General features: G+C 33.8%; 12 protein-coding genes. 5 read left to right on the plus strand and 7 right to left on the minus strand.

Annotation, left to right across the window (positions count from 1 at the left end):
- Window positions 1-26: 26 nt before the first annotated feature.
- The 3 genes from DLK05_RS00575 to DLK05_RS00585 are packed head-to-tail and all read right to left on the minus strand — an operon-like array spanning window position 27 to window position 2,878.
- Window positions 27-1,136 (minus strand): Gfo/Idh/MocA family protein, encoded by a 1,110-nt coding sequence (locus tag DLK05_RS00575; RefSeq protein WP_127342024.1) that lies wholly within the window; start codon window positions 1,134-1,136, stop codon window positions 27-29.
- 18 nt (window positions 1,137-1,154) lie between these two features.
- Window positions 1,155-1,730: an acyltransferase gene (locus DLK05_RS00580; RefSeq protein ID WP_127342025.1), complete on the minus strand. Its 576-nt coding sequence runs from the start codon at window positions 1,728-1,730 to the stop codon at window positions 1,155-1,157.
- Window positions 1,727-2,878 (minus strand): DegT/DnrJ/EryC1/StrS family aminotransferase, encoded by a 1,152-nt coding sequence (locus DLK05_RS00585; RefSeq protein WP_235831934.1) that lies wholly within the window; start codon window positions 2,876-2,878, stop codon window positions 1,727-1,729. Before DLK05_RS00585 ends, DLK05_RS00580 begins: the two co-directional genes overlap by 4 nt.
- Before the next feature lie 779 nt (window positions 2,879-3,657).
- Between DLK05_RS00585 and DLK05_RS00590 the strand changes: the two genes are divergently transcribed.
- Window positions 3,658-4,557, plus strand: coding sequence for a beta-1,6-N-acetylglucosaminyltransferase (locus DLK05_RS00590; RefSeq protein WP_127342027.1), 900 nt, complete (start codon window positions 3,658-3,660; stop codon window positions 4,555-4,557).
- A gap of 132 nt (window positions 4,558-4,689) precedes the next feature.
- On the opposite strand, the gene DLK05_RS00595 is transcribed toward DLK05_RS00590, so the two are convergent.
- Window positions 4,690-5,826, minus strand: coding sequence for a right-handed parallel beta-helix repeat-containing protein (locus DLK05_RS00595; RefSeq protein WP_209319629.1), 1,137 nt, complete (start codon window positions 5,824-5,826; stop codon window positions 4,690-4,692).
- A gap of 720 nt (window positions 5,827-6,546) precedes the next feature.
- Here DLK05_RS00595 and DLK05_RS00600 point away from each other — a divergent pair.
- The 4 genes from DLK05_RS00600 (at window position 6,547) to DLK05_RS00615 (ending at window position 10,978) form a co-directional block, all read left to right on the plus strand.
- The gene (locus DLK05_RS00600; protein WP_127342029.1) at window positions 6,547-7,647 is read left to right on the plus strand and encodes a helix-turn-helix domain-containing protein; all 1,101 of its coding nucleotides are present in this window, start codon (window positions 6,547-6,549) and stop codon (window positions 7,645-7,647) included.
- A 457-nt stretch (window positions 7,648-8,104) separates the two neighbouring features.
- Window positions 8,105-9,520, plus strand: coding sequence for a reductive dehalogenase (locus DLK05_RS00605; protein WP_127342328.1), 1,416 nt, complete (start codon window positions 8,105-8,107; stop codon window positions 9,518-9,520).
- 18 nt (window positions 9,521-9,538) lie between these two features.
- On the plus strand, window positions 9,539-9,820 hold the full coding sequence (locus tag DLK05_RS00610) for a VcrB family reductive dehalogenase putative membrane anchor (protein ID WP_127342030.1): 282 nt from the start codon (window positions 9,539-9,541) through the stop codon (window positions 9,818-9,820).
- Window positions 9,821-9,823: 3 nt separating this feature from the next.
- Window positions 9,824-10,978 carry an FMN-binding protein gene (locus DLK05_RS00615; RefSeq protein ID WP_127342031.1) on the plus strand — a complete coding sequence of 385 codons (1,155 nt, stop codon included), beginning with the start codon at window positions 9,824-9,826 and terminating at the stop codon, window positions 10,976-10,978.
- Between the two features lie 205 nt (window positions 10,979-11,183).
- On the opposite strand, the gene DLK05_RS00620 is transcribed toward DLK05_RS00615, so the two are convergent.
- From DLK05_RS00620 to DLK05_RS00630, 3 genes are all read right to left on the minus strand, one after another.
- Window positions 11,184-12,014 (minus strand): SEC-C metal-binding domain-containing protein, encoded by an 831-nt coding sequence (locus tag DLK05_RS00620; protein ID WP_127342032.1) that lies wholly within the window; start codon window positions 12,012-12,014, stop codon window positions 11,184-11,186.
- A gap of 494 nt (window positions 12,015-12,508) precedes the next feature.
- Window positions 12,509-12,793: a YgaP family membrane protein gene (locus DLK05_RS00625; protein ID WP_317126928.1), complete on the minus strand. Its 285-nt coding sequence runs from the start codon at window positions 12,791-12,793 to the stop codon at window positions 12,509-12,511.
- Complete coding sequence (locus DLK05_RS00630) at window positions 12,711-13,028, minus strand: hypothetical protein (protein ID WP_127342034.1); 318 nt, start codon at window positions 13,026-13,028, stop codon at window positions 12,711-12,713. Before DLK05_RS00630 ends, DLK05_RS00625 begins: the two co-directional genes overlap by 83 nt.
- Window positions 13,029-13,035 lie beyond the last annotated feature (7 nt).

Below are 13,035 nucleotides of genomic sequence, written 5' to 3' on the forward strand. Positions count from 1 at the left end.
TAATATATTAATCACATAAAGTAACCTTAGGACTTTAAGTTTTCTTTTTGCCCTCCAATATGCACATGATTCAAGTAATATTGTAAAGTGTCAGGTTTGGGATGTTTTATTTCCATTAAATCTCGTAATTGATATATTTTTTCTATAATATCTACAACCTTTAAACCCTCCAGTGCATTGGTGGCAATCGATCCGTTATTCTGCAACTTATCAACCACATTTGCAATCACATAATGATGATTTTGAGCTGATCCTTTATATGCACCATAATCAATCGGAGGATTAGATGGTTTTAATACCGGCATTTTGTAATTTTCTATATCACAATAAACAACCTCATTCATATATTGACCGGCTACTTTTATAGTCCCCTTTTCTCCAATAATAATTACTGAACTTTCCAAATTCTTATTATGAACTGCAGTCGAATAATTTAAGCAACCAATTCCTCCATTCACAAATTCAAAACTAACAAGACCAGAATCTTCAAAATCAGTTAGGTCGGAATGATTAAAGTCCTTAAATATTCCTTTAACATTCTTTATATCTCCAAATAACCAATACATGATATCAATAAAATGTGAAAATTGAGTAAATAAGGTTCCTCCGTCTTCAATCTGACTCCCTCTCCATGAATTGGGCTGATAGTATCGTTTATCACGATTCCAAAAACAATTCATTTGAACCATATAAATCTCACCTAATAATTTTTTATTTATTACTTCCTTTAGCCATAAAGAGGGCGGAGAATATCTATTTTGCTTAACAACAAATATATGACGAGACACTTCCAATGATTTATACAACATTTGTTCTGCTTCGGATTTACTTAATGCCATTGGCTTTTCGCACACAACATGAAATCCTTTATCCAGTGCACTCAGTGTAAATTCAGCATGAAGACCATTGGGCACACAAATATTCATAACATCAATTTCAGGATGGTTTGCTAATAATTCCTCATAATCCTGATAAAAAGAGATTCCCGGAATGTACAAACCCAAATCTCCAGGGGGTAGTAAATCACAACAAGCAACAACTTCAGTATCCTGGTTGCACCGGATCATTTCCAAATGTCGTTTGCCTATGTGCCCTAACCCGACAATCCCAAAACGAATTTTTCTATTTATATTCATTACCAAAAAACAATTAAATCAAAGCTTTAATCTATACACTTTATCATTCTTCAAGAGATATTGTTGCCCACTTTCCGGACAAATTGCTTCATCAGTTCCGTTGAAATTCAACTTATGACCATATTCACTCACCCAACCTACCTGTTTAGATGGATTTCCGATAACTAATGCATAATCCTTTACCGGTTTAGTAACCACTGCCCCTGCACCGACTAAAGCATATTTTCCAATTTCATTTCCACAAATAATAGTCGCATTAGCACCAATACTAGCACCTTTGCGTACAACAGTTTTTTGATATTTCCCTTTTCTTATTATTGCTGATCGGGGATTAATCACATTAGTAAATACCATAGAAGGTCCAAGAAATACATCATCCTCACAAATCACTCCTGTATAAATTGATACATTATTTTGCACTTTTACATTCTCTCCAAGTACAACACCAGAAGCAATCATTACATTTTGTCCAATATTACACATCTTGCCAATTGTGCAACTGCTCATGATATGACTAAAATGCCAAATTTTAGTATCTGAGCCAATATAACTCCCGCAGTCTATTACAGCAGATTCGTGTGCAAAATATTTCATTGAGAATAATGTAATTTCTTTTGAAAGGCAGACAAACTTGTTTCAAAAGCCACATAAAATGCTTTTGTTATTGTAATCATCGACTCACGACTCATCTCGGTGTGAATTGGAATTGATAATACTGATTTTGAAAGGTACTCTGATACTGGCAAACTATTTTTAGGAAAATCAGATGAAAAATAAGCCTCTTGCAGATGAAGTGGTCTTGGATAATATACCATACTTGGAACACCGAGTTTTCTTAATTCCCTCCTCAGATGATCTCTAAAAGATTCTTTATTTACACCAACCATATCATCAATAGTAATTGTATATTGATTAAATACGTGGGATGAATAGGAAGCACGTATAGGCAACCTAACTCCTGAAAGATTATTCAGGAGCTCATCATAGAATCCAGCCCCCCACTGTCTTGCCTTAGTATAATCATTCAAATATTTCAATTTAACACTTAAAATTGCTGCCTGAATGCTGTCTAGCCTTGAATTACATCCTACGATTTCGTGATGGTATTTTTGTTTCTGTCCATGATTAGCAATCATTTTGGCCCTCTCAGCCAAAGTATCATCATTAGTGAACAATGCACCGCCATCACCAAAACATGCAAGATTTTTTGAGGGAAAAAAAGATGTTGTTCCAAAATCACCTATTGTTCCTGCTTTTGAATGACTATCATTCGAAAAATAATATTCTGCTCCAATTGCTTGAGCAGTATCCTCAATTATTTTGAAACCAAATTCTTGTGCAATTGATCGTATTTTTTCCATATCTGCACATTGTCCAAAAAGATGTACAGGAATAACCAATTTTGTTTTGGGAGTTATTTTCTTCTTTAGATCCTCTATATCCAGAGTGAATGTATGTTCATCAACGTCGACAAAAACAGGTTTTAATCCAAGTAAAGAAATGACTTCAACGGTTGCAACATAGGTATAAGCGGGTACAATTACTTCATCTCCGGGAAATAATTGAAGTGCCATAATGGCTATCTGTAATGCATCGGTTCCGTTTCCACAAGGAATTACATGTTTTACTTTTAGAAAATCTGCCAATCCTTTTGAAAATTTATCAACATGCGAACCATTCACAAATTCAAAGGATTGAATTACATTTTCGATAGCGGAATCAATTTCTAATTTAATCCGCATATACTGAGTTTTTAGATCTAGCATAACAATAGGATCTCTCACAAGAAAAGTATAAGGCACAACATAACGCATCATTTAATTAATAATGTTCGGTAAAGATTATAAATTTCAGAGTAAATTAAGGAAGAAATATTTCAGCAGGAATATCTCTTAAAGGAAGCAATAATTGGGCACAACTTCGTCTCCTTAGTCCCATTTTTTATTAAACAGAACAATGCGATTTTAACAAGAAGAAGGTTACGGAATAATTAAGAACAAATAATGAATCGCACTTAATAAACTTAAAAATAATTTGTTTCAAAATTTGATCTAATATTAATACTATAACCATTGAATCAACATTTAAATAAATTCACTTACTTTTAAAGAAAGTATTATAAGTTCCTACCATTTTAGTTAATAATCAAGCCTAAAAATGTTAAATTTATTAGTTGGACAGAATTCTTTTACAAACCATCGTTTTTTCTATATAAAATCACACATAGAATCCATAAGAAAACTTAAACAGAACATATTATATAGCCTTAAATACTAGTAATTGAGTTGCAAAATCTCCTAATAATTTTTGATCTCTAATACACATATGTCTAATCTCTTTGTTAAACATCAACATTATAAGTGAAATCTCATTAGAATTCATTTGAGATCTTTGATAAAACAGTCGCATCATTAGTTTTAAAATTATCAATGGAGTATCAAATCAATTAAATTTTTAAATAATTAAAATTTCTCATAAATTCAATGAATAGTTAAACAGATCTTCTTTAAATATTTTTACAATGAATCATGGTTTTTTGATAACAGCTTACAAAGATACACCGCAATTATATAAGCTTGTTCAACATTTAGACAGTAAGAATTCATATTTTTATATTCATATTGACAAGAAAAGTAATATTTCTGATCAAGCCTTAATCCAACAATTAAAAATTAAGCCAAATGTGAATATACTTGAGAATGCTATACCTGTAAATTGGGGAGGATTTTCACATTTAAAAGCAATATTATTACTTATTAAAATAGCTTTAAATAATGGAGAAATATCTTATTTTCACACATTAAGCGGACAATGTTTCCCTATAAAACCAATAAATGAAATAATGAATTTCTTTGAAAAGAATAAAAATCTTGAATTTATTGATTTCTTCAAAATGCCAACCACCAAATTATTTGAGGGAGGACTAAATAGACTTCAGTTATTTCGTCCGAATGATATTTTCAATGAGAAGGGAAATTTTTTTGAAAGAAAAACATATTCATTGATTATCAAACTGCAAAAATTAGTCCACATAAAACGCTCATATCCTAAAAATTTCCCACAACTTTATTGGGGAAGTACTTGGTGGTCGTTAAGCCGTGATTGTCTAGAATATGTAATTCAATATATCAAACACAATCCTGATTTTATACAACGATTTAAACATACTTTTTGTGCCGAAGAGATGCTTTTTCAAACTATAATCGTGAACTCAATATTCAAACGTAATATTATCAATGAAAATCTCCGTTATATTGATTGGACAGAAAAAAATGGCAATAGTCCGTCTATTTTAGACGAAACAGATTATAACTTAATTTTGAATAGTAAAAAGCTTTTTGCTCGAAAATTTGACTCCCAAATTAGTTCAGATCTTCTTCAAAAGATAATCTCTAATCATCAATTACAAAACACTCCTTAAATTATAATTCACAACTTTAGTACAAGTTATTATAATTCTAAGCAAAAAGTAAAAGGCCTCCCCATATAAACTACGGAAGAGGTCTTTGCTATTCACTACTATTATTTATAGTAGTGATATTTTTAATTGGTATTATATTTCATCAGCACCGGCATCTTGAGATACCTGTTCTCTTAAATCACTTCCATCAAAATCATATTCTGGATAATCAGTTGCACCATCCACATAGTTAACAGCATCTGAAGTAGAAGTAATATGCAAATTGCGCCCTTCAAAATCAACAAATCCCATATCTTTAGTTCCTGTAAGATTATATCCTTCAAAATCTAAAGCGTGTTGAGGAGAAACAAATAGATAGTTTTCTGCTCCACTTGTGTTTATTAAGATATTACCATACACTTCAAAGGTGGCATCCATATAATAACCGGAATCAACCCAAACTGCCATTTCATCATTGTTACTTAAAACAGTATTAAATCTAATTATTGCTGAACCAATTTTCGAATCTGCAGGCCCTCCCATTAGATGAATTCCTTTTCTGTCATTATCATATATGATATTATTCTCTATTAAAAGTTTTCCTCCATAACCGGGATGATCGCTAGAGTAATCAATTCCAGAACCTGTAACATTGTATATCTTATTCCTTGATATCTTACCATAAGTTCTTGTTGTTATACCAGCTGCAGGCCCACTACCAACATCATGAATTGTATTTCCTTCTACAAGAAAATCTTTTCCGATAAGGTATATGCCATGAGGTCCTTTTTCGGCATTCAAGGCAACTCTATAAATTCGATTATTTAAAATATTCACATGAACATGGCCTTCTTGAGTTAGAATACCACAATTGTCAATATCGTAGATTTCATTATTTTCAATCCTTATATTATTAGAGGTTCTGGTGGTCGCAAAACGTACCGCATTTCCTGTAATATTCCTAAAGGTACAATCCTCAACAATTACCTCATCAACATCACCAAGTATCAGACCTTCACCATTAATATTTTCAAAAGTACAATTACGAATCACTAAACTATCATTCTCATGACCGTAAAAGGTAGCCGTTTCTGTAAACACCTGGTTTTCTATAATAGGTCTATTCTCATTCTTCGTATTACCATCGTTACCACTATTACCTACACTATCTACAGGTGTAACAACCTCAGGTGAAGCTGTATCTTCCGTTAACTCGCTATCACAACTAGCGAAGGAAAACCACATTGTCAATATCATCATTACCGCAATCACTTTTCTCTCTGTTCTCATTGATATTATTATTAAATATAGTTTATTTCTTTTTAAAATTTTTACAAAAAAAACCCATTTCCAAACCATTAGTTCAGATTAACAATCTATTATTGCACACAATAACTGATTAATTACAGCGCAAAATTTGGGATTTATTACAATGGGGTTTACTCGGGGATAAAAAAAGAGGTATTTTCATCAAATTAAAACCATTCTTTTTACTGCTTGGTTCGATTGGAATAGTTTTCTTTTGAAAACTATTAATAGGGAATCCATTATATGAATATCCTCTCTGCTTTAATTTTGTCATTCTTGTTCTATTAGACATTTTTCAACTTCACAACTCATATAGGGAATTCCATGCCAAAAATATCTTGCACGGGGAACCTTCTTTAATGTCTCTTTTAACGTGCGCTAAACCTGAATGTTACAAAATTTTAAGAATTCTTAATCGGATTTATTAAAAATAGCAAGCTTTTTTGATTGTAGAAATCATCCACAAAGTGTTGAGGTATTCCTCCTCAATCAAGTGATAGATTTTCAAAATGTTAGTGATGCACTTAATCTTTTTAAAATCTCTAGCAGTCGTCTGCCTTTTGTCGGATATTCAATTTATAATTACAACTTGATGTGTATCCAAAATAAGCTATCTTTAAATCCATTAAAAAACTATTTGTTTTAACGTTCCTATTGTAATACACTACGAGAATACGAGCAAACTTACACCTGTGAATATCAATGAATATAACAGAAATCATATTTCTATGCGCCATTCAAACCGTTGGATTGATGGTTATTTTATCTCAAAAGAAATTTAGAACTCCGGCTAACATCTTTCTAAATTTCATTCTTTTCACCTTATTGATACATTATGCCTTCTATTATTTCACCTACAGTAATAAGGCATATCAGATCTATACCCCCTATTTTCTTAGTTTCACTTTTATATCACCACCAGCTATTTATTTTTATTGCCAAACTGTAATAATTGGTAAATTACCTTCAACCAGGAAACTTGTCCCTCACCTATTATTACCAATTGGAATGGCTGCTTTGGTATATATCACAAAGGGCACTGAGAACGAAGAAGTCCAACGTTACACAATAAATAGCATTCAATTTTTATTAGCTTCCATGCTTATCTTATATCCCCTTTTGGTGATTCATAAACTTGCAAAAATTTATCAATTAGAACGCTTTCAGATATTTCAAGTTTTCAAATATAATAAGGAGAAAACAGTTATGATCAGACTATTAGTTAGTATGATGCTTTTTCATTCCTTGTTATTAATGACCCGGGCAATATTCTTCTGCTTTAAAGAACAGTATTTAGATTTTATAGAACTATTGAATATTATTTTCTTACTGGTTTTGAGCTATGTAATAGCTTACCATGTAATTACTCGCCCGAATATAATACATCACAAAAAAAAGCAACAATCGCTTATCAGTTTCAAGCAATATTCAAAATCCGGTTTAAGTGAGGAAAAGGCAAGAATAATAGCTGCTCGTATCAATTCCTATTATCAGGAGGAGAAAGTATATTTGGATCCAAATATTTCCTTAAAAATAGTCAGCAAGAGATTGAATATTCCAGCCCATCACATCACCGAAACGCTAAATAGATTACTGGGGCAAAGCTTTAATGACTTCACCAACAATTACCGGGTTGAAGCCTTCAAAACATTATTACAAGAGAAGAAATATCAAAATTACTCCATCCTGGCTTTAGCTTTTGAGGTTGGTTTTAAATCTAAAGCAACCTTCAACCTTGCTTTTAAAAAATTCACAAAGCAGACACCCTCGGAATATCGAAAGACCCTTCTACAAAATGATTAAAAGCCTATCTTGCAACTATGTGATTAGCCTTCTTTCTAGTTGAATGATTTACCAGAAAAAAATAGTTGGCTGATTTTCCACCATCTATTTAAACTTATTACTCCTGCTCCTACCGAATCGAAGCACTCCGTAAAATTTCTAATACTTAGGAATCCAAAACGAAGGTGCTATTAATGACATTATCTGTTACAGATAGGTCGTATTTGTAATTTCTCTCACTATATATCTCTTTTCTCACCATAAGACAGGTGCAAAAAAATCTATCTCTACTAAAACGATACAAATGTCTCCATATTTGCTACTTACAAGTATTTGCCAGAGTAATAAGACGTCTTAATTTCTTAGGCTTGTCGATTTTAAAACCTTTGCGGGTTAGGTTTGTTTCCAAAATCAACAAAACGTAGCTACGAAACCTTTCCTATCCATTCTAACTTGAAACGAGATTAATAAAAAAGGTATGACAAACAAGAAAACAGACAATTCCAATGCCATCAACAGAAGAAATTTCCTCAAGCTTGGTGCGGCCGGAGCTGCAATTGGAGCGGTAACACTTCCGGCAAAAGCTAAAGAAAGTGTTGTAAAAAAAATAGATGAAAAAACAGCCGGTAATTTTATTAAGACACATGATGACTTTCCCCATGAGGTTCGCGATGATTATAAACCTCACAGCAATAAAGATATCATGTTTACCGCAGGATGGTGGGGCACTCACCCTGAAGCAACGGATGTTCATGAATCTGCAAAAAAATTCGCAGAAAAAACATTCATGCATTTCGAAGAAAAGAAAGGTTTTGATCAACTTTCAAAATCTTTAAATGCAGGAGCTTGGGCTCTACATAATAAAGTATCTCCAATGTCATCACAAGCCATATCCGGTGAAGGGATTTTAAAATGGGATCAATACAAAAAGAAAGAGGGAGAATTCTTACCTCACCACGACTGGGTAAATAGCCACCAATATAAATTTAGTAGTAAAAAGACAGCTTCAGATACCATAAAAAGAGCTGCAAGACTATATGGTGCCAGTTTGGTAGGAATTACCAAGCGAGACAAACGCTGGGATTATGCCGATTTTGTTGATCCGCATGCCATAATGGAAGGTCGGCCGGAAGATGCAATATATGGATGGGAACGATTTCCTTTTGAACCCAAATCGGTTATTGTAATGGCTTTTGAAATGGACTATGAAGCTATTGCAACTGCTCCAAGCGATGTGGAGGGTGCAGGTGCTGGAACCAAGTATTCTGAAATGACCAAAGTTGCTTACCAGTTAGCCATATTTTTAAAACAATTAGGCTATCAGGCAGTACCTTGTGGTAATGATACCGGACTCAGCATTCCATATGCTATTGCAGCCGGACTCGGCGAAGGATCGAGAATGGGAAATTTGATTACCTATAAATATGGCCCTCGTGTTCGATTGGCAAAAGTATATACCGATTTTGATTTTGTGGAGTACGACAAGCCGATTGAATTTGGAGCAATGGATTTCTGTAAAAATTGCATGCGCTGTGCAGATGCCTGTCCGGGAAAAGCAATCTCCTTTGAAAAAGAACCGACTTTTGAACCAGCTTACGATGGAGCATGGTATAATGCCAAAGGCGTAAAAAAATACTATATGGATGCAAAGAAATGTTTCCATACCTGGAGTGAATTCGGTACAGATTGCGGTTCCTGCATGGCTTCCTGCCCTTATAACAAACCCGATTTCTGGCATCACCGTTTGGTGGATAAAATAACTGCTGCCATGCCAGGCCCTGTTCATAACTTCATGCGTGAGATGGATATTCTATTTGGATATGGAGACGTTGGTAATCCGGAAAAGATAGATGTTTTCTATAATCCGGAAGGAAGAAGTTATAATGGTCATTAATCTTTTAAACTAAAAATCATGGTTTTTTCAGGAACAGAAACATTATTCTACCTATTGGGGATATTAACTACCCTAATTATTATGGTGCTGATAAAATATAATAAGCAATTTAAATTTTCGGCTCTAAGCTGGTCATTACTAGGATTAGGTAGTTTCTTACTACTCTTTTGTATTGCATGGTCGGTAAGTTCAGTATTGGAAGGCGTGCCACGAGCTTCGAGTATGGGCTTGGTGGTATTCGGAATACCATCCATTCTATTGCTCCTATTCGGACGTAAAATAGCTTTAAAAAAGAAATAAATAATGCCACTCAATAAGTTTAAAAAATCACTAATCAACGGGTTTGCACTTGCAAGCCTGTTGGTTGCATTTTATATTGGTCAATCCAGCCAGAAAGAAACAGATGAATTCTCGAAATCGCAGGTATTCCGGGAAAGACAAATTGATAAGGTTTGTAAAAAAAACGGCAATATTGCTGCTTATAGTCAAAACCATTTGATTGGCTATGTTTCCATAGGTAATTCACAAGGCTATGGTGGACCGATGAAGGTATTATTATTATCCGATACCATAGGCAATACGATGGATATCGAATTAATACAGAATTCGGAAACACATGCCTATATCGAAAAATTAAAGAACAAACGATACTTTGAGCAATATCCTAACAAAAAGGTAAACGACAAATATTTGATTCGATCTGATATTTCGGTAGTTTCCGGTGCAACAGTAAGTTCCAATGCTATAGCACTTGCCAGTAGAGAAGCAGCGTGGAATATTGCCAAAAATAAATTTTCATTACCGCTTCCGGATGTTGGGATAAGATGGGAAATTGGCAAATATGAATTAATAGTGGTGCTAATCTTTATTCTTGCTTTAATTGCCACTCAATTGAAGTACAAAAAACTAAGGTATATAGTCCTTTTCAGTTCCTGCCTGGTGATTGGTTTTTTGCTTAATGCTTCCATTTCCCTTTCGCACATCGGACGGTTATGTTTGGCTTATATCCCGGATATCAGGCATCATTTTGTGTGGTGGATACTGGTATTTGGTAATCTTCTTGCCATAGCTGTTATGGGTAAAAATGTGTATTGTAATTCCATCTGCCCTTTTCATGCCGGGCAAATTTTCCTGAATAAAATATCAGGAGTTAATTTTAAGATACACCCCGGATTAAGCAAGCATTTGATTCAGACTCCCAAGTATTTGTTATGGTTGTCCTTAATATTGATCTTGATTTCAAAGAATCCCACCATTTCATCCTACGAACCATTTGCTATGTTTTTCTCTTTAGAAGGAATGGGGATTCAATGGTACATTCTGCCGGCAGCATTAATTGGCTCCCTTTTTATCTCCGACTTTTTCTGTCACTATTTTTGCCCTGTTGGAGCAAGCTTTAGATTTTTGATAGAGAAACGAAACAAATTAAAGCACCTTATAAGGAAACATCATGAATAAAAAGAAACAAACACAAATAGCAGCTCTGTTTTTTTATGGAATTATGCTGCTTTCCGTACTGGCTTTTTTGGCCACAAATTTAGACTTGTAGTTGGCGCTAGAGTTGAATGTTCGGTTTTAATGGCACTTTAGAAGTGCTATTAAAACCGTTTTTTTTATCCGTAAAGCAGTGTTTTAATTTTCGTGCGGTAATAAATCAATAGATTTAATTCACTTTGGTGAAGCAACAATGCTTGTATTTTTTACCTGATCCGCAAGGACAGGAATCGTTCCTGTTTATTTTTTCTCCTTGCTCAACTGGAGAATTGCTGGAGGCAAATATATATTCCAAATGCTGATAATGGTTTTTCCATTCGGGATCTCGCATTTCGCAGAAAGCTACTCCTTTTTTAAAATCAGTAATTTTGCCATCCATCGCATCGATATAGTATTGCAGTTCGATAGCCGTGTGTTTGCCCTCGAATTTTGGCAAGATTTCTTTGAATTTTTGCAAAGTATCTTCGCGCATCAAATCGCCAAGCACGCGAATGTAATGATCCAACCAATGAAAATTCTCTTTGTCCAGGATGGAGTGAATTCGGCCAAATTGTTCGTTGTTGGCGTAATACAAGGCTTCGAAGCAATAGATGTACGGCTTTTTATTGTCTTCTTTTATATTCTCCTCGATAAAATCCAACACCTTATTCACAAACTGATTTGGAAATTTCCGGGCAAGCAAACCCACCAAATAAACGGCTTGTTCATTCATTAAGTCCCAATCTTCTTCCACCGTAAACATATCCAGTAATGGCTGAAACAGCTCTTCGCTGAGATGTTTTTCGGCTACGATGGCATACCATAAAGGTGCAGGCAGCATTATTCGAAGTTCATCAGAATAGTATGCTTTACCACTGTATGCGTTTTTTAAAGCATAAACCAATTTCTGATTAATGGCCTCGTTGGCATCCTGATTTCTAAGAAAATCAATAGCCTCGTAAGGAATTCCTTTTGCCTGGGTATCTAATACGTCGAAAGCTTGTTGTATTGTACGGATCATATCTCAAAATTTTGAGGCAAAGATATAGAAAAAAGGTAGTGTTAACGGATATTCTTACCTGCTTTAGAATCTCCTTCCTAAAAAAGCACAAAACAAGCTAGTCGGCATCTTAGTTATGGTTTTTTGTACAAAAAGGGACAACTTTTCATCCTAGTAGCTATTTTTTGCACAAAAAGTCATCACTTTTCATCCTAGCAGCTATTTTTTGTACAAAAAATCATCACTTTTCATCCTAGTAGTCATTTTTTGCGCAAAAAGGGACAACTTTTCATCCTAGTAGCCATTTTTTGTACAAAAAATCATCAGTTTTCATCCTAGTAGTCGTTTTTTGTACAAAAAGAGGTTAGTCGTCATGCAAGTTGTCATTTTTGCACTGTATCGCTTCTGATTTTTTATTTTCTAAATGTGCGGCCCAATATATAGAAGGCTAAATAATAAAAATCCCGGAGTAAAAACTCCGGGAGTACAAATCAATAAACTAAAACTAAGTGGATTTAATTATCCACTTTAAAAACTTTTCTCAATATATCCTCCATCAGACACCACTTGGTAATGGAGGATTGTAATAAATTCAATCCAACAAATGCAGTTAAAAACAACCAATTGATGTTTACATAGAATGCCAGCAAAACACTTACTAAAATTAGGCAACCTGCGATGGCTCTTATTAATCTTTCTCTCATATTACTGTTTTTTTTACAGATTGTGAATAAACTTTTCAACATCAATTCTGTAGGCATGTATTGGACTACAGCAATCCATATTTTCATTAAATTCATTAATATGCTCGAACAAAGTATCACAAAGATCTTCCTTCATAAATGCAAATGTTGCGATAGAATCGTAATAATCCTTACTGGATGCAAACCAATTTAAGGATTCAGAATTATCAGTTTTCATTTTGTTAAAACCTTTCACATCAAATTCATTAAAAGTTTCAACCCCTGTATTGTTGTAGATCTTTAATAAATCGTCGTAGAATGCTCTCACACAAAAAATAATTACTCCTTTCATAGATATT

The organism is Ancylomarina longa, assembly GCF_003996985.1.
In the GTDB taxonomy this organism is placed as follows: Bacteria; Bacteroidota; Bacteroidia; order Bacteroidales; family Marinifilaceae; genus Ancylomarina_A; species Ancylomarina_A longa.